20 protein-coding genes are annotated in these 21,579 nt (G+C 43.4%); 9 read left to right on the top strand and 11 right to left on the bottom strand.

From position 1 onward, the window contains the following. Positions 1-42: 42 nt before the first annotated feature. Both HRR27_RS05595 and asd read right to left on the bottom strand, forming a co-directional pair. Positions 43-381 carry a P-II family nitrogen regulator gene (locus HRR27_RS05595; protein ID WP_173271701.1) on the bottom strand — a complete coding sequence of 113 codons (339 nt, stop codon included), beginning with the start codon at positions 379-381 and terminating at the stop codon, positions 43-45. Further along, positions 378-1,271 (bottom strand): archaetidylserine decarboxylase, encoded by an 894-nt coding sequence (gene asd / locus HRR27_RS05600; protein ID WP_173271703.1) that lies wholly within the window; start codon positions 1,269-1,271, stop codon positions 378-380. The genes HRR27_RS05595 and asd overlap by 4 nt, the downstream gene beginning before the upstream one ends. Positions 1,272-1,468: 197 nt before the next feature. Between asd and HRR27_RS05605 the strand changes: the two genes are divergently transcribed. Then, on the top strand, positions 1,469-2,683 hold the full coding sequence (locus tag HRR27_RS05605) for an argininosuccinate synthase (protein WP_173271705.1): 1,215 nt from the start codon (positions 1,469-1,471) through the stop codon (positions 2,681-2,683). Positions 2,684-3,072: 389 nt separating this feature from the next. On the opposite strand, the gene HRR27_RS05610 is transcribed toward HRR27_RS05605, so the two are convergent. Then, the gene (locus tag HRR27_RS05610) at positions 3,073-3,282 is read right to left on the bottom strand and encodes a cold-shock protein (RefSeq protein ID WP_173271708.1); all 210 of its coding nucleotides are present in this window, start codon (positions 3,280-3,282) and stop codon (positions 3,073-3,075) included. Positions 3,283-3,626: 344 nt separating this feature from the next. On the opposite strand from HRR27_RS05610, the gene HRR27_RS05615 reads away from it, so the two are divergent. From HRR27_RS05615 to HRR27_RS05630, 4 genes are all read left to right on the top strand, one after another. Further along, entirely contained in the window at positions 3,627-6,221 is a 2,595-nt protein-coding gene (locus HRR27_RS05615) for a glycosyltransferase family 2 protein (RefSeq protein ID WP_173271718.1), read from the top strand. A gap of 452 nt (positions 6,222-6,673) precedes the next feature. Then, complete coding sequence (locus HRR27_RS05620) at positions 6,674-7,177, top strand: phosphatidylglycerophosphatase A family protein (protein ID WP_173271720.1); 504 nt, start codon at positions 6,674-6,676, stop codon at positions 7,175-7,177. A gap of 141 nt (positions 7,178-7,318) precedes the next feature. Further along, positions 7,319-7,612: a rhodanese-like domain-containing protein gene (locus tag HRR27_RS05625; RefSeq protein ID WP_173271722.1), complete on the top strand. Its 294-nt coding sequence runs from the start codon at positions 7,319-7,321 to the stop codon at positions 7,610-7,612. A gap of 332 nt (positions 7,613-7,944) precedes the next feature. After that, a complete protein-coding gene (locus HRR27_RS05630; protein ID WP_173271724.1) occupies positions 7,945-9,207 on the top strand; it encodes a dicarboxylate/amino acid:cation symporter in 1,263 nt (420 codons plus the stop codon). A gap of 120 nt (positions 9,208-9,327) precedes the next feature. On the opposite strand, the gene HRR27_RS05635 is transcribed toward HRR27_RS05630, so the two are convergent. The 3 genes from HRR27_RS05635 to HRR27_RS05645 all read right to left on the bottom strand — a co-directional run bounded on the left by HRR27_RS05635 (position 9,328) and on the right by HRR27_RS05645 (position 11,268). Continuing rightward, positions 9,328-10,056, bottom strand: coding sequence for a UDP-2,3-diacylglucosamine diphosphatase (locus tag HRR27_RS05635; protein ID WP_173271725.1), 729 nt, complete (start codon positions 10,054-10,056; stop codon positions 9,328-9,330). A gap of 98 nt (positions 10,057-10,154) precedes the next feature. Continuing rightward, complete coding sequence (locus HRR27_RS05640; RefSeq protein WP_173271727.1) at positions 10,155-10,658, bottom strand: peptidylprolyl isomerase; 504 nt, start codon at positions 10,656-10,658, stop codon at positions 10,155-10,157. A 19-nt stretch (positions 10,659-10,677) separates the two neighbouring features. After that, positions 10,678-11,268, bottom strand: a complete 591-nt coding sequence (locus HRR27_RS05645; RefSeq protein WP_173271729.1) for a peptidylprolyl isomerase — start codon at positions 11,266-11,268, stop codon at positions 10,678-10,680. A gap of 178 nt (positions 11,269-11,446) precedes the next feature. Between HRR27_RS05645 and cysS the strand changes: the two genes are divergently transcribed. Continuing rightward, on the top strand, positions 11,447-12,814 hold the full coding sequence (gene cysS / locus HRR27_RS05650; protein WP_173271731.1) for a cysteine--tRNA ligase: 1,368 nt from the start codon (positions 11,447-11,449) through the stop codon (positions 12,812-12,814). A 312-nt stretch (positions 12,815-13,126) separates the two neighbouring features. Here the strand turns inward: cysS and HRR27_RS05655 are convergent, their stop codons facing one another. The 3 genes from HRR27_RS05655 to gloB all read right to left on the bottom strand — a co-directional run bounded on the left by HRR27_RS05655 (position 13,127) and on the right by gloB (position 18,059). Then, positions 13,127-15,019, bottom strand: coding sequence for a transglycosylase SLT domain-containing protein (locus HRR27_RS05655; RefSeq protein WP_173271740.1), 1,893 nt, complete (start codon positions 15,017-15,019; stop codon positions 13,127-13,129). A 332-nt stretch (positions 15,020-15,351) separates the two neighbouring features. Beyond that, positions 15,352-17,247 carry a LysM peptidoglycan-binding domain-containing protein gene (locus HRR27_RS05660; RefSeq protein ID WP_173271742.1) on the bottom strand — a complete coding sequence of 632 codons (1,896 nt, stop codon included), beginning with the start codon at positions 17,245-17,247 and terminating at the stop codon, positions 15,352-15,354. Further along, a complete protein-coding gene (gene gloB / locus HRR27_RS05665; protein WP_173271744.1) occupies positions 17,244-18,059 on the bottom strand; it encodes a hydroxyacylglutathione hydrolase in 816 nt (271 codons plus the stop codon). The genes HRR27_RS05660 and gloB overlap by 4 nt, the downstream gene beginning before the upstream one ends. A gap of 171 nt (positions 18,060-18,230) precedes the next feature. Between gloB and HRR27_RS05670 the strand changes: the two genes are divergently transcribed. Both HRR27_RS05670 and rnhA read left to right on the top strand, forming a co-directional pair. Continuing rightward, positions 18,231-19,013 (top strand): methyltransferase domain-containing protein, encoded by a 783-nt coding sequence (locus HRR27_RS05670; RefSeq protein WP_173271746.1) that lies wholly within the window; start codon positions 18,231-18,233, stop codon positions 19,011-19,013. A 15-nt stretch (positions 19,014-19,028) separates the two neighbouring features. After that, the gene (gene rnhA / locus HRR27_RS05675; RefSeq protein WP_173271748.1) at positions 19,029-19,481 is read left to right on the top strand and encodes a ribonuclease HI; all 453 of its coding nucleotides are present in this window, start codon (positions 19,029-19,031) and stop codon (positions 19,479-19,481) included. A 7-nt stretch (positions 19,482-19,488) separates the two neighbouring features. Here rnhA and dnaQ read toward each other — a convergent pair whose 3' ends face one another. After that, entirely contained in the window at positions 19,489-20,190 is a 702-nt protein-coding gene (gene dnaQ / locus HRR27_RS05680; protein ID WP_173274258.1) for a DNA polymerase III subunit epsilon, read from the bottom strand. Between the two features lie 129 nt (positions 20,191-20,319). Between dnaQ and HRR27_RS05685 the strand changes: the two genes are divergently transcribed. Further along, positions 20,320-20,745, top strand: coding sequence for an FKBP-type peptidyl-prolyl cis-trans isomerase (locus HRR27_RS05685; RefSeq protein WP_173271750.1), 426 nt, complete (start codon positions 20,320-20,322; stop codon positions 20,743-20,745). Between the two features lie 90 nt (positions 20,746-20,835). Here HRR27_RS05685 and HRR27_RS05690 read toward each other — a convergent pair whose 3' ends face one another. Continuing rightward, on the bottom strand, positions 20,836-21,531 hold the full coding sequence (locus HRR27_RS05690; protein WP_173271752.1) for an MBL fold metallo-hydrolase: 696 nt from the start codon (positions 21,529-21,531) through the stop codon (positions 20,836-20,838). Positions 21,532-21,579 lie beyond the last annotated feature (48 nt).

The following is a 21,579-nucleotide window of genomic DNA, read 5'->3' on the forward strand; positions in this document are numbered from 1 at the left end:
AGTTTTCACTGGTTTATTAGGGAAAAAAATGCGGATGTAAACTTATAAAGCTTCTTCGCCGGTTTCACCTGTACGAATACGAACGGTTTGTTCGATATTGGTCACAAAAATTTTGCCGTCACCGATTTTACCGGTTTGTGCAGCATCAATAATGGCCTCCACGGCGGATTCAACAATGCTTTCACTGACAGCGATTTCCAGTTTCAATTTTGGTAAGAAATCGACTACATACTCTGCGCCACGATACATTTCAGTATGGCCTTTTTGACGACCATAGCCTTTAACTTCGGTCACCGTCATCCCGTGAATTTCAATGTTATGCAATGCATCACGAACATCGTCTAACTTGAATGGCTTGATAATCGCAGTAATCAGTTTCATTGTCTTTCCTCAAATTGATCTTGATTGTTGTCCGGATAGTCTGCCAGATGTTGGCCCATTTGAATAGGGGTGTTGCGTTGGATTTTACCTAATTCCGGCAATTGCTTAGGCGGTGTCAATAGAATCACTGTCGAGCCCATATTAAAGCGGCCAATTTCCTCACCTTTGCTAAAGTGTAAAGCGTCTTGATGATAATCCCAGTGGCGTATGGTTGGTTCGTATTCGGGAGTGATTTTACCGGCAAACACGGTTTCCATCGAGCCGACAAAAATCGCACCGACCATAATCAAACAGAAAGGGCCTTGGGAATTTTCAAAACGCAATATTAGACGTTCATTGCGGGCGAACAATCCTTCTACATTGCGAACGGTTGCGGGATTAACGGCAAATAGGTCGCCTGGTACATAGGTCATTGACAGTAATTGGGCATCGATCGGCATATGAATGCGGTGATAGTCCTTGGGAGAGAGGTAGATGACGGCCGAATCGCCGTTTTGAAACTCTTTGGCGTAACTGATGTCGCCACCGACTAAAGCTTCTGTGGTGTAAAGGTGTGATTTAGCTTGTATTAATTTATTGCCGTCAATGTGCTGCGACTGACTGATTAGACCGTCAACAGGTGAACACCATGCATTTGGATTACTGTCGATTGGGCGGGCATCCGCTTTTAAAGCGCGGGTGAAAAAGGCATTAAAGTTAGGGTAGTCGTCAAGGTCTTCGCTCGCCGCTTCTGCCATGTTAATTCCGTATAGACGGGTTAGTAACTTAATGGTGCCATTTTTAAGCCACTTGATTTCAATTTGCATAAAACGATGCATTAACTCTGAAAGCAAGTGCTTAGGCAGTAGATATTGTGGCGTGACCTTGAAAAAGTCGAGCAATTTGGTCATTTTAAATCCTTTACGTCTCCCTAAGGAAGCACAGAGCAATTTGGTTGAAAGGCAACGCCTCGCTGAGGTCAATCGGGTTTACTATTGCGTTTTTCTCGGCAGGGTTGAATATTTAACAGCCCCTATATTGACTACGGATTTTAATGTATAATCGCGCGCAATTTAGAATTTTCTCAAAGTTTTATCAAGGAACAGAAATGTCTGAAATCAAAAAAGTTGTTCTAGCCTATTCCGGTGGTTTGGATACCTCGATTATTGCTAAGTGGTTGCAAGAAGAATATCAGTGTGAAGTCGTCACTTTTACCGCCGATATTGGCCAAGGTGAAGAAGTTGAGCCAGCGCGCGCCAAAGCCAAAGCGATGGGGATTAAAGAGATTTATATCGAAGATTTACGCGAAGAATTTGCGCGTGATTTCGTGTTCCCGATGTTACGCGCTAACGCGATGTATGAAGGCGAGTACCGTTTAGGTACTTCAATCGCACGCCCTTTAATTGCCAAGCGTTTGGTAGAAATTGCACAAGAAGTTGGCGCTGATGCAATTTCGCATGGCGCAACAGGTAAGGGAAATGACCAAGTACGTTTTGAGTTGAATGCGTACTCTTTAATGCCTGATGTTAAAGTGATTGCGCCATGGCGTGAATGGGATCTGTTGTCGCGTGAAAAGTTAATGGCGTATGCAGATGAGCACGGTATTCAAATCGAGAACAAAAAAGGCAAAAAGTCACCTTATTCAATGGATGCAAATCTACTTCACATCTCTTATGAAGGCGGTATTTTGGAAGAGCCTCATTCTGAGCCGGAAGAAGATATGTGGTTATGGACGGTTTCTCCGGAAAATGCACCTGACAGTCCAACTTACGTAGAACTAAGTTTTGAAAAAGGCGATATCGTGGCGATTAATGGCGAAGCGATGAGCCCAGCAACCGTTATGGAGTACTTAAATAAAGTTGGCGGCGAAAACGGAATTGGTCGTGATGACATTGTCGAAAACCGTTTTGTTGGTATGAAGTCGCGTGGTTGTTATGAAACGCCGGCAGGAACCATTATGCTTAAAGCGCATCGCGCGATGGAGTCCTTGACTTTAGATCGTAACGCGGCGCATTTAAAAGATGAGTTGATGCCGAAATACGCCGAGATGATTTATAACGGTTTTTGGTTTGCGCCAGAGCGTGAAATGCTGCAAGCGATGATTGATAAGTCGCAAGAAAATGTTTCTGGAATGGTGCGTTTAAAATTGTATAAAGGCAATGTGGTTGTCGTGGGTCGTTCATCTGAAAACAGTTTATTTGATGAAATGATTGCCACTTTTGAAGAAGATGGCGGGGCTTACAACCATAAAGATGCAGAAGGGTTTATTAAGTTAAATGCATTGCGTCTTCGTACTTCTGCAAAAAAACGCGCAAGAAAATAAGCGAATAACTCCTTTGTTCGTTAAGAAGGTGCTGATAATTTCTCTTTAGAATGATTTGGCCTCTTCTTAAAAAAGCGTGCAGTCTTGATTGGCGGCACGCTTTTTTTATCTCTTTTTTTTGTAAGTTTTAGGAAGCCATAAATAAGCCTTTATTGGCTTCAGCATGGGATTGAGGAGAGTCAATTCTAGGCATGACAAGAATACCGTCTTGCTCAGCTAAATTGTTCAGTGTCTGAAGTTATTTGGATTTATTTTGTATTTCTTCAGGGATGCGTCCAAACAAAAAAACCCAGCTTTTACACTGGGTTTTTTTAAACGGTCTGGGAGATGTTAAATCTCTTTTTTAATAAGCTCATTATCCGTTGCTGAAGCATTGGATAACGGAGTTATTAAAGAACGACGATGTTTTCAGCTTGTGGGCCTTTTAGACCTTTTGTAACAACAAACTCAACAGCTTGACCTTCGTTTAGAGTTTTGAAGCCATCACTAACGATTGAGCTGAAATGTGCGAAAACGTCTGGACCAGACTGTTGTTCGATAAATCCAAAACCTTTAGTTTCGTTGAACCACTTAACGGTTCCTTTTACTGTGTTAGACATAATAACATCCTATAAATTTTATATAAATTTTGCCTGCAATAGGCGTGGCTTGCTTAAAGATAAAAACTGACGGAACTTAAATACTGCAGGACGAGGTGTTACAAAAAATAATACAGCGAAATGAAGAATGTAAATTTTAATAGATTTTTCTAGCGCTGCAAAGTATGCGTTAAAACCAAGCGTAATGCAAGAAGAAAATGCTTAAAAATTAAAATAGTTGAAAAAGGGGGAGTTTAATCATTTTTTCACTTACGATTTTTTAGAACAGACAAAGCAAATCGGGTTTAATTATGCCGTTTTGCTAAAATTACACTCTTAGTCTCCGTTTAGTGGTGGTTCCATCCATGCATAACTTTTCTGTTGTTGTGTTGCTTATTTCGATAATTTTTGGCACCTATGCGTATTTCAATCAGCCGATAGAAGAACCGGCTTGGCCGAATGACATTCCTGGTTTTGCATTTTCGCCTTATCAAAAAGGGCAGAGCCCTTTCTTAGAAAAATATCCCACTCCTGAGCAGATTGATCGTGATTTGGAGTTATTGTCTGGTAAAGCTCATGCGATTCGCACCTATACCGTAGATAAGGTGTTCGCTCAAATTCCGCAATTAGCTTATAAATATAAAATCAATCTTGCGCTGGGGGCTTGGCTGGATAAAGACCAAGCGCGTAATACCGCAGAAATTGAGCGATTTATTCAGCTTATTGAACAGCCGCCTTATAACATTGTACGTGCAATTGTCGGTAATGAAGTGCTATTGCGTGAAGATTTGTCTCCCGAACAGTTGATTGCGGTGTTGCAGGATGTGCGTGCTAAGACCTCTGTTCCGGTGGGTACTGCCGAGCCTTGGCACGTCTGGATAAAACATCCGGAATTGGTGGATGAAGTGGATTTTATCGCCGTGCATATGTTGCCTTTTTGGGAAGGTATCGCGCTAGAAGATTCCATCGAATATATTGTTGATAAGATGAATTTGTTACGCAGTACCTTTCCAGGTAAACCGATTGTGATTACCGAAGTGGGTTGGCCAAGTAAAGGTCGCGCGATTAAAAAAGCCGAAGCCTCACGTGCCAACCAAGCGATTTTTATGCGCCGTTTTATTCAGCGCGCGCAACAAGAAAAATATATTTTTTACATGATGGAAGCGTTTGACCAGCCATGGAAAAATCGCTTGGAAGGCAGTGTCGGTGGTCATTGGGGTTTGTATGACGTTGATCGTCAATTGAAATTTGAGCAGCAAACCCCGATTATCGCACTGCCTGAATGGCGTTTTCTCGCAGCCGCTTCGGCTTTGTTAGCCGTAGCGATGATCGCTTTTTTATTAATTGATAGCGGCGCTTTACGTAAACGTGGCCGCAGCTTTTTGGCGGTGTTGGCATTTTTGATTTCCAGTTTGGTTATCTGGATGATTTATGACTATTCGAGTGAATACCATAATTGGGTGGGTGTGCTCGTAGGGATTTTGCTCTTGCTTGGCGTGGTGGGGGTGATTGTTGTCATTTTGACCGAAGCGCATGAGTGGGCTGAAGCCATCTGGTATCACCAGCGTCGCCGTCCTTTAATTGAAGTGCCGGTGCAGCAAGGTGTTTGTCCGTTTGTTTCGATTCATGTTCCCGCCTATAACGAGCCGCCTGAGATGATGAAAGAAACCTTATTGGCGCTGAGCCAACTGGATTATCCGTGTTTTGAAGTGCTAGTGATTGATAACAATACGCGTGATGAATCGGTGTGGCGGCCGGTTGAGGACTTTTGTGCTGAATTGGGCGAGCGGTTTCGTTTTTATCATGTCAGCCCATTAAGTGGTTTTAAGGCTGGAGCTTTGAATTATGCTTTGCAACGTACCGCGGAGCAGGCGGAAATTATCGCGGTCATAGACAGTGATTATCGAGTGAATCCCGATTGGTTAAAGCGAATGGTTGGGCAGTTTCATGAGCCGAATGTTGCGATTGTCCAAGCGCCGCAAGACTATTGGGATTATTCGCAAAATGCTTTTAAAGCGATGTGTTATGCCGAATATAAAGGCTTTTTTCATATTGGCATGGTAACCCGTAATGAGCGCAATGCGATTATTCAGCATGGCACTATGACGATGGTTCGGCACCGTGTTTTGCAAGCGGTTGGTGGCTGGGGTGAAACGACGATTACCGAAGATGCAGAATTGGGTTTGCGTATTTTTGAACAGGGTTACGCGGCGGTATATAGCGAACACAGTTTTGGTAAAGGGGTGATGCCCGATACCTATATCGATTATAAAAAACAGCGTTACCGCTGGGCTTATGGGGCAATGCAGATTTTGCGCGAACATGCCGGTGCTTTATTGGATTGGAATAAGACGCAGTTAAAGCCTGGGCAGCGTTACCATTTCTTTGCGGGCTGGCTACCCTGGATTGCCGACGGTTTTAACTATATTTTCACGGTTTTAGCGATTATCTGGACGGGGTTAATGCTCAGTGATCCGGTTCAATATAATGCCCCAGATTGGATGATTTCGATTATTCCTATCGTTTTTTTCGGTTTCAAGATGAGCAAAATGCTGGTTTTATATATGGGGCATGTTGGGGCGAATTTGCGTACCGCTTTGGCCGCCGCGATTTCCGGTTTGGCTTTATCCCATACGATTGCAAAAGCGGTGTTGTGGGGCTTGTTTGTTGGACGCAAAATGCCATTTTTACGCACCCCGAAATTGGCGGACAGTCATAACCTATGGCAAGCATTATTGGATGCCTATGAGGAAGCCTTGATGGCGGCGATTTTGTTGACGGCTGCAGTGCTTTTATATTGGAAGTTTGGCTTTGACACTTTTGAAATTAATCTATGGTTTGCGGTGTTATTGGTGCAGTCGATTCCGTATTTCGCGTCTTTGATGTTATCGATTATTAGCGCTATTCCGAATTTGCGCGGTGATTGGGTTCGCTTTAAATCAGATTTGAGCAATCAGTAAAGTAGACGCAAAACAAGTCTTCATTGACTTCAGCGCGGAATTTCCTGTTTTTGTTCGGTCCAGGCATGACAAAAATAGTTGTCTTGTTCAGTTAAGTTAAGTTTTTCTGTGCCTGAAGGCATTTGGACTTGTTCTGTATTTCCTTAACTTAACGCAGTAGAGCGCATCAGAAGAAAAGTAACCGCGGCGTCGATGATTATATGTAAGGGTCTTATACGATGAGGATTCTTTGAGTAAACCAAATGCTCGAACCCAAGGGAATCCAGTGCTGTTTGGTGATTGGTGATCTAAAGGAAAATCGATTTGGTTTGAGAAAGGTTTTAAACGTTGACTGAAGCTTTGTTTCTGTTAAAAGAAATCGACTCTTGGTGGCGCAGGATTTGTTATCTAAAGAATCGGTATTTCGCGTAAACTAGCCCCTGTCTCCATTACTCGCTATTTAGTAAATTATTATGTCTAAGCAAAAAAACACTGTTCCCGCGCCTCGTTTGGCGCAAATTATCAAAAGTCCTGCCGAGTTTCTTGGCTATGGTTTAGGTTCCGGTTTAATCTCGCCTGCACCCGGTACTTGGGGCACTTTACTGGGGTTGCTTTTGTTTGTCCCTATTTTGTTATGGTCGCACACCGCGGCATGGATACTATTGCTGGTTGGCTTATTTACTGGCAGTTGGATTTGCCAAAAATCTGCAGAGGCGATTGGTGTGCATGACCACGGTGGGATTGTTTGGGATGAGTTTATTGGTATCTGGATTGTTTTGATTTTACTGCCAGAGCAATCTTGGCTTTGGTGGTTGGTGGCGTTTATCAGTTTTCGTTTTTTTGATATTCTGAAACCGTGGCCAATCGGTTGGTTAGACCAGCGTTTGGAGGGCGGTTTTGGCATTATGGCGGATGATGTCGTCGCTGCATTGTTTGCGGCCTTGAGTATTTGGGTGCTGTTTGCACTGTTTGCTTAAGCAGCGGTATTCTTATTAACAATAGAGCCGTCTTGCATAAGATAAATTTATAAAAATTAAGGTGATACGATTGAGTTTGTTAATTATTTCTGTATTATTAGCAACAGCTAATAATAAGATAATTTTTGGAGAAACTGGATTATGTTTATTTCATGTGAAGAAGCAAAACAACTTGTAAAAAACCAAAATGCTCAACTTGTAGATGTTCGTACTGCAGAAGAGTATGAAGCATCAAAAATAGCTCAGGCGATGAACCTTCCTTTGCAGCAGCTGGATTCTCTAGCGGCAAAATTGGATAAATCTCGTCCAGTTGTGGTTTTCTGTCGTTCTGGTCAGCGTTCACAAATGGCACTACAAATGTTAGTTAGCATGGGCTTTAGCGATGTTAAGAACTTGGGTTCTTTCATGGCATGGAACCAATGTTCAGATATCTAAGCGATGCCGTTGATGTCTAAAAAAAGCGCTTGTAATCAAGCGCTTTTTTTTTGTCACGCGTTTTGCTCGCTCTTGGCGTCTTGGAATATCCGTAATGAATAAGTTACGCAGTTCATCAAAGGTTTGTTACCCTAAGACCCTAGAAATCAGCCCAGACTATTCAAAACTTCGACCAGCGCAGCCCTGATGCTGTTTTAAGCATTGTTTTGGTAAATACTCATAAAAGTCTGCCTAGAATGGACGCTTTGCGTTTCTCGCTGAAGCCTATGAGGTTTGTTTTGTGTTGCCTTAGGCTGACTTTTCTCGTTTTAAGATAAAGGATAAAACTGTTTATGAAACTTGCATTGCATTGGCAGATATTAATTGCGCTGATTTTGGCGGTTGTGATGGGAACTTGGAGCGGAGTCGAGGGATCTATTTTTGGGGTTCACTGGTTGGCGGTCTATACCTTTATTGGAACGCTGTTTTTGAATGCATTAAAAATGATCGTGGTGCCTTTGGTGATGTCGGCGATTATTACAGGGATTGCCAATATTGGCGATAGTGGTGGCTTTGGTCGTTTGGGTGGAAAAACGCTCGGCTATTATGTCATGACCAGTTTCATTGCCATTATTATCGGCTTAACAATGGTGAACCTCATTCAGCCCGGAGTCAGTGATAATCCGGCGCCACAGTTAGTCAATGATGCCAGTGTAAGTGCGGCGGTTGAAGGAAAATCGGCAGGCGATGTGATCGAAGTATTCTTGCGTATGATTCCAACCAATATTGTTGATGCTGCTGCACAAGGACAGATGCTGGGCTTGATTTTCTTTAGTTTATTGTTTGGCTTTTTTATGACCAAGATTCAGGGAGAGGGAGCGCAAACCTTAAAAAATTTCTGGCAGGGCGTGTTTGATGTGATGATGTTAATGACCTCGCTCATTATGAAATTTGCACCGATTGGCGTTTTCGGCTTAGTTGCCGCTTCGGTCGCTAAAACGGGCTTTGAACAATTTGATAATTTGGCGTTGTTCTTTGTTACCGTTGCTGGGGCTTTGTTGATTCACTTTGCGGTGGTAATGCCGTTGATTTTGCGTTTTATTGGCGGTGTTAAAAACCCTTGGTTGCATTATCAGGCGATGTTGCCAGCACTTTTGACGGCGTTTTCAACCAGTTCATCATCAGCAACCTTACCAGTGACCATGAATGCGTTGGAGCATCGGGCGGGGGTTTCTAATCGCGTTAGCAGTTTTGTTCTGCCACTGGGTGCGACGGTGAATATGGATGGCACAGCGCTTTATGAATGTGTCGCCGCAATATTCATTGCGCAGCTGTTTGGTGTGCCGCTCGATCTGGGTACGCAATTGTTAATCGTGTTGATTGCGTTAACAACGTCAATTGGAGTAGCAGGGATTCCATCGGCCAGTTTGGTTGCCATTTCCATTATTTTGGTTGCGGTGGGTTTGCCCGCAGAAGCGATTGGCTTATTACTTGTGGTCGATCGTATTTTGGATATGATGCGCACCACGGTAAACGTATTCAGTGATTCAGTCGGCGCGGTAGTCATTGCGAAGTTAGAAGGCGAGCAGCACGTTTTGGTAACAAAACACTTTTAAGGCTAAACAGTTTGCATCCAAGAGGAGCAAGCAGTAAAAATGTTGTTAAACTCCTGTGAGGATGATTTTTAAAGTTTGTTGCTAAACCCAAGCCGAAAATCTTGGGTTTTTTTATGGGTATTAAGCAAATTTAAGAATTTGAATCTCGGTGTCAGTGATTTTGAGATATTGGGTTTGCGGACGCCAATCGCTTAACACATAGTGGTGTATGGCTTTGCCCTTAATCTGTCGGCGTTGATAGTGTGGTTTATGAGTGTGGCCGTGAATCAGAATTTTGGCTTGTGGATGGCGGTCTAATAAATCATTGATGGCCTCTGTTGTTACGTCCATCATTTGAGCGTTTTTTTGACGACCGGCGTGCTGCGATTGGTTTCGCATTTTAGCCCCGATTTTATTGCGCATGGCTTTAGAGAGATGTAAAAACAGCCATTGGATGAGAGGGTTCCGCAGCCAGGCTCTCATCTTCTGATAGGCGGTATCGGCACTGCAGAGTTGATCGCCATGTACCATCAGAATCTGTTGTTGTGCAAACGGCAAAATATATTCGTCGCCAATTAGGTTTGCACCGCTGGCCTGGAAAAATGCGGTGCGCATTAAAAAATCACGGTTGCCATATTGCACTAAAATTTCACAGCCTTGTTGTTCTAAGGACTTTAATAGCGCAATTTCAGTGGTGTACTGTGTCAAGCTTAAGTCATCGCCTAACCATACTTCAAACAAATCCCCCAAAATAATCAGTCGTTGCACATTCATGGTCGCTTCACGTAGAAAGCGTTGAAAAGTTTGGTTAATGGGATGTTCTGGTTGATTGGGCTGTAGATGGATATCGGCAATAACAAGCGTATTCATAGGCAGGGTCTTTATAGATAGGTCGGCAAAGTCGGTGCGAAAAAAAAGCCGAAGAGTGTTTTCTTCGGCTTATATTTTAACGTAGTTGGTTAGCGGAATCAGTCTTCGATTAAGGTCGTTTTGGTAATCAGAATATCATCTACTGGAACGTCTTGGTGACCACGGCGAGAGGTTGTGGCAACGCCAGCCATCGCATCAACCACGTCCATTCCCTCAATTACTTGACCAAAAACGGCATAACCCCAGCCTTGTGCGTTTTTGCCACTGTGGTCAAGAAAGCTGTTGTCTTTAAGATTGATAAAAAACTGCGTGGTTGCAGAATGTGGGTCCATAGTGCGGGCGTAAGCCAAACTGCCGCGAACATTTTTTAGACCGTTGTCGGCCTCGTTCTCAATTGATTCGCCCGACTCTTTTTCATCCATACCAGGTAGCATTCCACCGCCTTGCACCATAAAGTTTGGAATGATGCGGTGAAAAAGTGTGCCGTTGTAAAAGCCTTCCATCACATAATGAATAAAGTTTTCTGCACCGATAGGGGCTTTTTCAGTATCGAGTTGTACGGTAATATCGCCCATCGTCGTGCTAATGATAACTTTTGACATTTTTTATAAGTCCTTGTTTTTATTTAACTTGTCTTGCTTTAATAATTTCAATCGTTTCTGCAGGTACATCACCCATTCCGTTTTTAAAACCGGTAGGTGTGTTGCTGATTTCGTTAACCACTTGCATTCCTTTAATTACGCGACCAAACACGGTATAGCCCCATGCTTGAGAAGAAGATTTCTCACGATGGTCTAAAAAGCTGTTTTGGTTGGTGTTAATAAAGAACTGTGCGCTGGCAGAATGTGGGTCGTTTGTTCGCGCCATCGCCAAGGTGCCGATGCGGTTACGTAAGCCATTGTCGGCTTCGCTTTTAATCGGGTCATGGTTGGGTTTGCGATTGAGGTTTTTATCGAAACCACCCCCTTGCACCATGAAATTTTTAATTACACGATGAAAAACCGTCCCATCGTAGAATTGTTCATTGACATAACCAAGGAAGTTTTCAACGGTTTTAGGTGCTTGTTTTGGGTAGAGTTCAACCAGAATGCTGCCTTTATTGGTCTCAATTAAAACTTGCGGGTTTTGCTCGTTCGCTTGTGCCGCGAAATTAAGGGTTAAAAGTGCGCCGAAAACAGCGGTTTTAAAGGCTAAAAATAGACGTCTTGTCATGATTCACTCCAAAAAATAATTGGTCATTAAGATACAATAGGCGCAATTCTAACACCTAGTCGTGCAGAGTAAACCAGTGTGCCAGAATTTGTTGTCGGCACTGTTGAACGTAACTTGAAAAAACGTTGAAAAAAGTGCCGATTGATCCCGACCTTTTAACCCTCGTACAGGAACCCAAATGAGCCTACAGATTTTTAATACCGAGACCCGTCAAAAAGAACTGTTTACCCCAATTCACGCCAATAAAGTGGGTATTTATGTTTGTGGTGTTACGGTTTACGATCTCTGTCATATTGGGCATGCGCGAGTGATGGTGGTGTTTGATACCGTCGTTCGTCATCTACGAGCTTTAGGATACGAGGTGACCTATGTGCGCAATATCACCGATATTGATGACAAAATTATTAAGCGCGCTTTGGAAAATGGCGAATCCATTCAATCGCTGACGACACGTATGATTGCTGAAATGCATGCCGATGAAAACGCGATGAATGTACTACGCCCGGATATGGAACCAAAAGCCACGGAGCATATGGATGAAATCCGACATATGATTCAAGCGTTAATTGAGAAAGGTTTTGCCTATCCGGCAAGTAATGGCGATGTCTATTTTAAAGTGAATGCGTTTGAAAATTACGGCCGTCTCTCTGGTAAGCAATTGGAGGATTTGGAAGCGGGTGCGCGCGTTGATGTGAACAGTGTTAAACAAGACCCGATGGATTTTGTGTTGTGGAAAGCGTCTAAGGCTGACGAACCTGCATGGCAATCAAGCTGGGGAGAGGGCCGCCCAGGCTGGCATATTGAATGTTCAGCGATGTCGACCAAATGCTTAGGCAACCATTTTGATATTCATGGTGGTGGAATGGATTTGACTTTTCCGCACCATGAAAATGAAATTGCCCAATCGGAATGTGCGACGGGTGAACATTATGTTAATACGTGGATGCATTGTGGTTTTGTGCGAATTGATGATGAAAAAATGTCTAAGTCATTAAACAACTTTTTTACAATTCGTGAAGTGCTTAAAGTCTATCATCCTGAAGTGGTACGCTATTTCTTGTTGGCCAGCCACTACCGCAGTCCGGTGAACTACTCGGAAGAAAATTTGGATATTGCTAAAGCATCGGTCGCTCGTCTTTATTCAGCGCTGCAAGAGGTCACAATTTCTTCGGCGGCTCAGGATACGCAGTTTGAAACGGATTTTATTGCGGTAATGAATGACGACTTTAATACACCAAAAGCGATGGCGGTGCTGTTTGAGTTGGCAAAAGAGGTTAATAAAACTAAAGATTCAAGCCTAGCCGGTTTATTGATTAAGTTGGCCAATCAAATTGGTTTACTTGAACAGCCGGTGGAGAGCTTCTTTAAATTGCAACCTTCAACGTCGGATTTAGACGATACGCAGATTGACGCTTTAATTGAAGAACGTAAATTGGCTCGCATGAATAAAGATTTTGCGCGTTCTGATGAGATTCGCGACCAGTTGAAAGAGCAAGGAGTTGAGTTGTTAGACAGTGCGCAGGGCACAACTTGGCGTCGACTTTAATGGATTCTTGAAAATTGGGATTGTCGTGCTATTTATACTATTGGTTTGAAATTATTTTGAAATCAAAGGGTTAAGCGAGGCTTAATGCGTAGCTAAAAGTATTTGGTGTTAAGGGTTTTTGCGTATAGAAATAATTAATGAGTAATTAATTTATATTAATGTTTGACATGATTAGAGAACGCTTATATACTAAGCCCATTCATGTTTCTTCATGAGTATCCTCCTCTGATTATTTCTTATGAGATAAGTTTTTTAGAACCACGGATTGGTAAGTTCCGTGGTTTTTTTTGCCTATCTTTTCAGCATCTGTTCTTACTTTTCCGCCAGTTTATTATCGCTACCAATCGCCGGCATTTGATCGCTTAAGCGAGCATATTGTCCGTGCAACAAAGAATTGAATACTGTGGTGTACTCTAATACTGCTTTGACATAGTTACGGGTCTCTGTAAACGGAATAGAGTCCACCCATTGATCAGCATCAAGCTTAAGTAGATTTTGCGTCCACTGGGCCACTCGATGAGGCCCTGCGTTATACGCTGCGGTAGCGAGTACTTTGTTATCGTTGTATTTATCGGACAGATAACGCATATAGGCACTGCCAAGTTGAATATTGTTTTTCGCTTCAGTTAGTGCATAAATCGAGGTTTTGTCGTTGCCGATACGTTTACCTATGTATTTAGCGGTTTTCGGCATAATTTGCATGAGCCCGACGGCACCTGCTGATGAACGAATGTCTTCGTTAAATGCACTTTCACGGCGGATAATCCCGTAAATCCACGCCGCTTCAATGTCGTTCTTTTTGGCATTTTCCATGACCGGCTCTTTATGAGGGGTTGGAAAGCGTAAATTAATATGATCCCACTCTTTGGCCAGCGCTAAACTGCGAATGGCGTGTGGGTACTGTTCCCACTGCTTGGCTAAGGTGGCGATTGAAATAAGCTCATCAGGGGCAACATTGGGTAAAAAATAGTGCCACTCGACTTGTGCTGTTTTGACCCAGTCAACGGCAATTAATTCAGCAATTCTTTGCAGAGCTGGGTATTTTTTAATTAATGCGGTCTGGTCGAGTTGGGTATTTTTTTCGGGATTAAATTGGTAGGGTAATCGAATTCGGTCTGCGGCAAGAAAACCGTAATAGTTTCGTTTCTGAGCAAGAGTTTGGTAGAGCGTGTGTGCGGTTTTCTGATCCCCTCGTGCCTCAAGCGCGCGGGCCCGCCAATAACGCCATTGGTTACTATCTTGTTCTTCTTTACTCATCAACTCAATCGTGTCGAGTAAATCAATCCATCGCGAATTGCGCAGAGCGATTTGTGCTTGCCAACGTATGGTTTCTTCGCTGCCGTTACCCTGGGTGTTGACGTTTTCAAGCAGTGCTTTCGCTTCCTCTTGGTAACGATAGGCGCTGCGTAATGCAATTTTTCGTTGAATATCAATGCGTTGACTTTGATTTAAGCCATAAGGTTCGGCAAACTCTGCTAAAGCACTTTGTGCCAACTGCGGATTTTGGCTCGCAAGGTAAGGTACAGCTTGTATAAACGCTTCTTTGCGGGCAAAGCCGCTAATGGTTGTAATTTCTTTGCTCGTTAAATTTGGATTGCGCACAATATTTATCCAAGCGTTAACGACTTTTTTGTCGGCATTGGATAGGTCTTTGCTCGCGTCTTGTGCACGACTAAACTGTTTTTTCTGAATCAAAAGCGTAATTCGATTCCAAACCATTTGAGCAGTGAATTTCTTCTGGTTACGCAGCGCGGTTTCCACACTAACACAGGCTTCTGGAATCTCAATTAAACTTTGCCAAAGCTGCTGTGCGGCACTAATGGCCTTTTCTTTTTGTGCATCCGTTCCAAAGGCAATGCTCGCGTGGTAGAAATTGCACTGTAACGATTGGCTGTTTTGTGGTGTGTAGTGCAGCAGATACTCCGGCCATTGCTTGGTTGCGGCAAGGTGTTTTAACCAATGGGTGCGGAGTTTGTCGCTAAGGTATAGGTCTTGGTAGCGATTGAGGAAAAACTCGATAACCCGCGGTGGGGTGCTATCAATATTGACCCGGTAATCGTGATAGAGGACATAGGGATATAGGGTGTAATTTTGTAGTTGTTGTTTGTAACTGGCGATGGCTGCGCGGTCGTTGCGTTTGATTGCTTCGTATGCATCGATATAGGCTTTTTGTTCAATGCTCAGTGGCTGCGCCTGAGCCGACATTACGAAACTGGCTAGAAAGAGACAACCCAGGAGGCTAAAACGCAAACCGTGTTGCTGGATGAAAGTCAAAAGTGTCTTGAGCTGTGTGCGCATAACTAACCTAATCGATAAAATCGTTTTTCAGAAAAAAATCGCTGTTTTAGCCAGAACGTTTTGTCTTTGCTATAACGGTTCTCTAAAAGCGCCAAATGAGCCTTGCTGGTTTTAGAGAGGAATTCTATTCTAACAAATACCCATCGCGAAAAGGTTAGATTTAAGAAGACGCTGAATAAGTCTTAATTGAGTTGTTTTGCGTCTTATTAGGTTTTGCAGTAAAGATTTTTAAGGCCGAATTAAATGGTGTTAAATGGAATTTTAATCACTTGCCCGGGTTGCAATAACGTTTTCAACGTCATTTGATTGTACTGTGCCAGTCCTTCAACACTTAATTCAAACTCTTTGGCAATCGCCCAAAGATTATCGCCATTGCGAACAATATATTGTTGGTGTTTGGACATTTTGGGACCAAGCCAAATACGCAGTTCTTGATGGGGGCGTATGTTTTTAGCCGAAGAAAGTTGGTTCCACGCCATAATCTGTTTGACTTCGATACCGTGGGCGAGTGCAATTTCGCTCAGGGTTTCGCCTGATTTTACTTGATGAATCAGTTGTTGATTTTGCATCGCAGCCTTATCCATCACGATGGTTTGTCCAATGTGGAGCGGTGCATTCTTGGCTAAGCGATTCCACTCACGCAGCTGTTGAATTTCAACGCCGTTTTGCTGGGCAATTTCGCTCAGCGTATCGCCTGATTTCACCTGATATATTATTTTTTCTTGAATGGACGGCGAAGACGATGGCTTGTTGTGCTTTTGGGCTTCAGATTTTACAGGCATCGGTGCCGCTGGTGCCGATGCTGAAGGTTGTAATGTCTTAAGCGGGTTGCTTTTGTTGGTCGCGATTAAGCTGCTATTGTCGCTGACAATCGGAATCAGTAAGGTCTGTCCAACACGCAAGAAATTGCTGTTCATCCGGTTGAGTTTTTTAATGGCGTTAACTGAAGTGCCATAATGGCTGGCAATTTTGCCTAAATAATCGCCATTTTGGATGCGATGCCGTTGCCAATGTACCTCAAAGCTTTGTGCATTTTGCCGATAGGCTTGGTTGAACAGGGACTGTTTTTCAATCGGCAAAAGAATGTGGTGCGGCCCTTGTGGCGGCGTTGCTTGACGCACATAAGCCGGATTGAGTTTTGCGAGTAAATCAGCAGAAATTTTGGTATTGGCGGCAACGGCGCTTAACGAGATTTGATGGTTTAATTCGATAACATCGAAAAATGGCTGATTGGCAATCGGTTCAATGGCGATGTCATATTTGGTGTTATGTTCGATTAGATAGGCAATTGATAAAAGCGCTGGCACATAATTTTGTGTCTCACGCGGAAGATAAGGACTGATCTGCCAAAAGCTTGGCATGGTCTCTGTTTTAGCATTTTGTGCTTGATAGCGTTTAATCGCTTTGAGTACATTGCCATATCCCGCATTGTAAGACGCTAGGGCGAGTAGCCAGTCTTGTGTATTGTCATAGTGCCGTTGTAGATAGGTGAGAGCCGCTTCGGTGCTTTTAACCACATCTCGACGTCCGTCGTACCACCAGTTGTTTTCCAGACCTAAGCTTTTGCCGGTAGCGGGCATGAATTGCCATAAGCCTAAAGCTTGCGCGTGTGATTTTGCGTGCGCTTTAAAGCCACTTTCTACCATTGGTAAGAGCGCGATTTCTAATGGCATATTGCGCGCTTTAACCTCTTCTACAATGTAATACAGGTAAGGTTTGGCTCGTTTGGAGACCTCAATAAGGTGTTTTTGACGTTTTTTGTAGTAGCTAACGGAGTGTTCGAAATGGCCTTCATTGGCGTACACCAGATCAAAGCTGCCGGAAAATGTCGCCCATAAGTTTGTATGAGGTTCTGGTTTCGTGACTTCTCGGTATTGCGCTTCAATTTCTTGTTTTATTTGAGGCTTGTCGTTTAAATAGAGCGTGCTTGATTTGTTCGTTTGTGGACGTGTAATCGGGGCTTTTGCGATGCTTTGCACTGGCTGTACGTAGCGGTCTTGTTGCTGTGCTCTTTTTTCGTCCAACATGGGCACAGAGACGCAGCCGTTGAGATTCAATATTAGGCCACTAAAGAGGCAGATGGGTAAGATTTTTCGTGTCAATGAGGTCACAGAGTGTGCAGAGCGATTTTTCATGATTGTTTTTCGTCAACAGTAATTTTTTCTATTCCTTGGTCCACTCGGTCTTTCCAGGCACGTAAAGTGGCAAAGAGTTCAGCTGGGCAGTCTTTGCTGCCTTTGGCGATTAATTTGGCTTTTAAAGCGGGGGTGTCAAAACGCATAAATGGATTGGTGCGCTTTTCTAAACCGAGCGTATCGACGTTACCGTCATGCAACGCCGGATAATTAACGTGTAGTTGATTGAGGCGTTGTTGTAATGCAGTATTTTCGGGCTCGACATAGGTGGCAAACGCCAGATTGTCTGCACTGTATTCATGCGCGCAATAGAACAATAAGTCCTCATTGAGCGCACGCAGTTTTAAAATGGAGTTGGCAAATTGTTCAACCGTACCGCCCAAAATCCGTCCGCAACCGCCGGTAAATAAGGTGTCGGCACAAAAAAGCCATTTTTCGTTAACATAGCTGATATGGTCTTCTGTGTGCCCAGGAGTGTCTAGTACGCGGAAGTGTAAATCTGGATTTAGGGTGATTTGTTCGCCTTCACTTAGGCGCTTTTCGATCAACGTAAAAGGCGTTTTTTGTGGGCCGTAAATCACGCAGTCGGGATAGTTTGCTTTAATTTCCGCGACACCGTCAATGTGATCAAAATGTCGGTGAGTGATTAAAATCGCGGCTGCTTGCAGCTGGTTTTGCTGTAAAAAATCAATAACTTGCCGGGCTTCGCCGGGGTCGACAATCCATGCTAAGCCTTGAGTGCTATCATACATAACCCAAATATAGTTATCATAGGTACCGACCAATGCGGGAAGGCCTGCTATTTTTATCATTGATGACGAAACCATGTATTTATAATCTGCAGGGATTTTAATGGCTAAAAATAATTATTTCTATGCGAAATTGTGCGATTTGTCATTAAATTTGTAGGTGAAGTTATTGAGTAGCCTATAAAAATAACTGATGAAATCGCCTTAACCTCGCCCAATTTTTAAGAGGCTTATATGTCTGCCAGTTTTCAACAACAGCTAAAGCGGCTTTTCGCGCAAGCGCCATTAAACCAAGTTTACGCGGATGAGCGCGTTCTAATTGATCAAGCATTAAATAACGTATTTGGTTATTTTGTGCTGCAGATTGGCTGTATTTCGGATGAAAATTTGATGTTGCACAGTCGAGTGAATGTCAAAGTTTTGCTCGATTCGGTTTATCCTGCTGCCAATTTACTCAATGACGGTGTGCAATTTGTGCAGGCCGATTTGGATTATCTGCCGATTGGTAAGGATAAAATTGATCTGTTTTTATTGCCGCATACATTGGAAAGCGCCGATGATCCGCATTATTTATTACGCCAGTTAGATGCGATGTTGTTGCCAGAAGGGCATTTGGTGATTAGCGGTTTTAATCCTCAAGGCTGTTGGGTTTGGCGGCACCGCTGGTTTTCTCGTAATCCGCTGTTTGGGCGTGCGAATTTAATTTTGCCAAGTCAATTACAAGAGTGGTTACGCGTCTTGGGGTATGAAATTAAGCGTTTGGATTACACGCCGATACGCTGTTCAAGTCAGCCGAATAATGCCGGTTTTTGGTCGCGTTTATTGCAGCGTATTGAGCGAATGTGCAAGGCATTAGGATTTGAATTTGGTAATGCGTATTGCCTGCTGGCCAAAAAGAAAGTTGATGCGCCGACGTTGGTTGGACGTAAATGGCAGATGCCGCGTTGGCAATCGATTAGTGGCAGTGCTGTTAGCCGCAAGGTAGCCAGTGCAAAGCGTACACAAATTAAAAAATAAAACTAAGGGAATGTGATGACACAAAAGAGTTTACCGGTGGTGAAAATTTATACCGATGGCGGTTGCCGTGGTAACCCTGGTTTAGGCGGTTGGGGGGCGTTATTGATATATGGTGAGCATAAAAAAGAGTTATTTGGCGCGCAGGCGGAGGCGACGAATAATCAGATGGAGTTGATGGCCGCCATTCAGGCTTTAGAGGCCTTAACCAAGCCTTGTTATGTTGTTTTAACGACCGATTCTCAGTATGTCAAAAACGGCATTACCGCTTGGATTGAGAACTGGAAAAAGAAAAACTGGAAAACAGCTGCCAATAAACCGGTTAAGAATAAAGAATTATGGCAGCGTTTGGATGCCGCGATTGGTGCTCATCAAATTGAATGGTGTTGGGTTAAAGGGCATTCAGGCCACCCGGAAAACGAACGGGTGGATGAACTGGCCAATCTTGCAATGGATCAATTCAAATCGTAACTGGCTTTCACCAGTTAAGTTCGCGGCCGACTTTTTTACTGATTTCTGCAAGCTTTTGTTGGTGTCTGTCCAACTCTTGGTGATTGGCGTGAATCACTTTCAGCGAGGCTCTTTGGTTATTTTGTGTCGGTAGGGTGCTGGAACTGTGCACTTGGTTACCGTATTGGTTGTCGAGCAACAGATCGGTTTGTCCGCCAGTCATGGCTAGGTAGACATCGGCTAGGATTTCCGAATCGAGTAATGCGCCGTGATATGTACGGTTGCTGTTGTCAATATACAAACGGCGGCATAGTGCATCGAGATTGTTTCGCTGGCCAGGATACATTTTTGCCGCCATCTTCAAAGAATCGGTGATGCGGCAGTGGTCTTCTAGTTTGCCCCAACGATTATGTTTGAGTAGCGAGAGTTCGTGATTGATGAAGCCGACATCGAAGGGGGCGTTGTGGATAATGACTTCCGCCCCTTGTATGAACTGCATAAAGTCATCAATTATTTCAGCGAACTTAGGTTCGTTGGCGACGCGTTCATCGGTGATGCCGTGTACCTTAATAGCGTCTTCAGGAATGGATCTTTGAGGGTTGATGAATTGGTGATAATTGTTGCCAGTTAGGCGACGTTTGATTAATTCAACTGCTCCGATTTCGATAATTCGGTCACCTGTGAGTGGATCAAAACCGGTGGTCTCAGTATCCATTAATATCTGACGCATCATTTTTCCCTTTGCAGTAAAATAAGCGCTTATTTTAAGGAACCTGCGCTGAACTAACAAATGCTTTATTCTGTTAGTTCAGCGCAGGTTTCTGAGCACATGACCAGCCAAGTGGGAGCTAAGCGATTTATGAAGATTAAAAAGGGTAGCCGTGTCTCGTTTCATTACGAGTTGCGTGATGAAGAAGGCAATCTGATTGATTCAACGTTCGATATTGAACCGGTTATTTACATTCAAGGCGAAGGCGAGATTATTCCAGGTTTGGAAGAGTTTTTAGAAGGTGAAGAGCCAGGCTTTGAAGCTAAGTTAACCTTGCCTCCAGAAAAGGCTTATGGGTTGGTGGATGAGGATTTAATCGTCTTTGCTGGTCCAGATAATTTTGACGATAACGTCGAGATTGAAGTTGGTTCAGCGGTAGAGACAGAAGACCCAGATGGAACAACGGTGTTATTTCGCATTATCGATGTGACTGAAGACAAAGTGTATTTAGATGGTAACCATCCATTGGCTGGTAAAACGCTGCATTACAAAGTAGAAGTGTTGGAAGTGCATTAAGCAAACTATTTTGGTTTTGCGCAAAAAAAAGGCCGGTAAATGCGAATTTACCGGCCTTTTTTGTAAAGCGAGCAGTGTGAAGAATAATCTTTACTCGTCGTCTAAGTTACCGCATTTCAAGTTGCCAGGGACTGAAATATCAATTCGTTTCGGGCGTGGTAAATTTAGATTGTCCATAATCGTAGAGAAGTCTTGGAATGACTTGTTTGCACCGGCACGGACATTAAATTGTTTTTCTTCGCCAATCGTTGACTGAGTAAAACCTTTATAGTCGTGCGCAGGGAACACCATCGTCTCTTCTGGCAATGTGAATAATTTGTTAGTCAAAGAGTTGTACATATCTTCGTTGCTACCGAGTTGAAAATCGGTGCGTCCACAATCGCGTACTAATAACGTATCCCCGGTAAATACCGCGCCATCTATCATGTAAGTGATATCGGTATTGGTATGACCTGGTGTGTGCAATACACGGATTTCTTGGTCACCCAGTAAGAAACAATCACCTTCTACGGCTAAAACATCCGCGCATTGCGATTCAGAGTTTTTGTGAACCACAATTTCTGCGCCTGTACGTTTACGCAATGGGCCCGCACCAGTAATGTGGTCGGCGTGGATATGCGTTTCAAGTAGGTACTTAACCTTAAGCCCCAACTCCTCAATATGCTGCATATCGCGTTCAACTTGTTCGATGACGGTGTCAATTACCGCCGCTTCTTTGGTTGTCTCATCCCAAAGCAAGTAGGTGTATGTCCAAGTGTCATAATCAAATAATTGGCGTATTTTCATAGTTAAAGCCTTGTATTTTGAATTTGCTATAATGCTGGACTTTACCGA

Source organism: Thiosulfatimonas sediminis, from assembly GCF_011398355.1.
GTDB lineage: Bacteria > Pseudomonadota > Gammaproteobacteria > Thiomicrospirales > Thiomicrospiraceae > Thiomicrorhabdus > Thiomicrorhabdus sediminis_A.

Coding starts and splice junctions, on each gene's coding strand:
- HRR27_RS05690 (WP_173271752.1), bottom strand. CDS start 21,531: ATGAAAATACGCCAATTATTTGATTATGACACTTGGACATACACCTAC.
- gloB (WP_173271744.1), bottom strand. CDS start 18,059: ATGATAAAAATAGCAGGCCTTCCCGCATTGGTCGGTACCTATGATAAC.
- HRR27_RS05610 (WP_173271708.1), bottom strand. CDS start 3,282: ATGTCTAACACAGTAAAAGGAACCGTTAAGTGGTTCAACGAAACTAAA.
- asd (WP_173271703.1), bottom strand. CDS start 1,271: ATGACCAAATTGCTCGACTTTTTCAAGGTCACGCCACAATATCTACTG.
- HRR27_RS05615 (WP_173271718.1), top strand. CDS start 3,627: ATGCATAACTTTTCTGTTGTTGTGTTGCTTATTTCGATAATTTTTGGC.
- HRR27_RS05685 (WP_173271750.1), top strand. CDS start 20,320: ATGAAGATTAAAAAGGGTAGCCGTGTCTCGTTTCATTACGAGTTGCGT.
- HRR27_RS05655 (WP_173271740.1), bottom strand. CDS start 15,019: ATGTCGGCTCAGGCGCAGCCACTGAGCATTGAACAAAAAGCCTATATC.
- HRR27_RS05660 (WP_173271742.1), bottom strand. CDS start 17,247: ATGAAAAATCGCTCTGCACACTCTGTGACCTCATTGACACGAAAAATC.
- HRR27_RS05630 (WP_173271724.1), top strand. CDS start 7,945: ATGAAACTTGCATTGCATTGGCAGATATTAATTGCGCTGATTTTGGCG.
- HRR27_RS05620 (WP_173271720.1), top strand. CDS start 6,674: ATGTCTAAGCAAAAAAACACTGTTCCCGCGCCTCGTTTGGCGCAAATT.
- rnhA (WP_173271748.1), top strand. CDS start 19,029: ATGACACAAAAGAGTTTACCGGTGGTGAAAATTTATACCGATGGCGGT.
- cysS (WP_173271731.1), top strand. CDS start 11,447: ATGAGCCTACAGATTTTTAATACCGAGACCCGTCAAAAAGAACTGTTT.
- HRR27_RS05625 (WP_173271722.1), top strand. CDS start 7,319: ATGTTTATTTCATGTGAAGAAGCAAAACAACTTGTAAAAAACCAAAAT.
- HRR27_RS05670 (WP_173271746.1), top strand. CDS start 18,231: ATGTCTGCCAGTTTTCAACAACAGCTAAAGCGGCTTTTCGCGCAAGCG.
- dnaQ (WP_173274258.1), bottom strand. CDS start 20,190: ATGCGTCAGATATTAATGGATACTGAGACCACCGGTTTTGATCCACTC.
- HRR27_RS05645 (WP_173271729.1), bottom strand. CDS start 11,268: ATGACAAGACGTCTATTTTTAGCCTTTAAAACCGCTGTTTTCGGCGCA.
- HRR27_RS05635 (WP_173271725.1), bottom strand. CDS start 10,056: ATGAATACGCTTGTTATTGCCGATATCCATCTACAGCCCAATCAACCA.
- HRR27_RS05640 (WP_173271727.1), bottom strand. CDS start 10,658: ATGTCAAAAGTTATCATTAGCACGACGATGGGCGATATTACCGTACAA.
- HRR27_RS05595 (WP_173271701.1), bottom strand. CDS start 381: ATGAAACTGATTACTGCGATTATCAAGCCATTCAAGTTAGACGATGTT.
- HRR27_RS05605 (WP_173271705.1), top strand. CDS start 1,469: ATGTCTGAAATCAAAAAAGTTGTTCTAGCCTATTCCGGTGGTTTGGAT.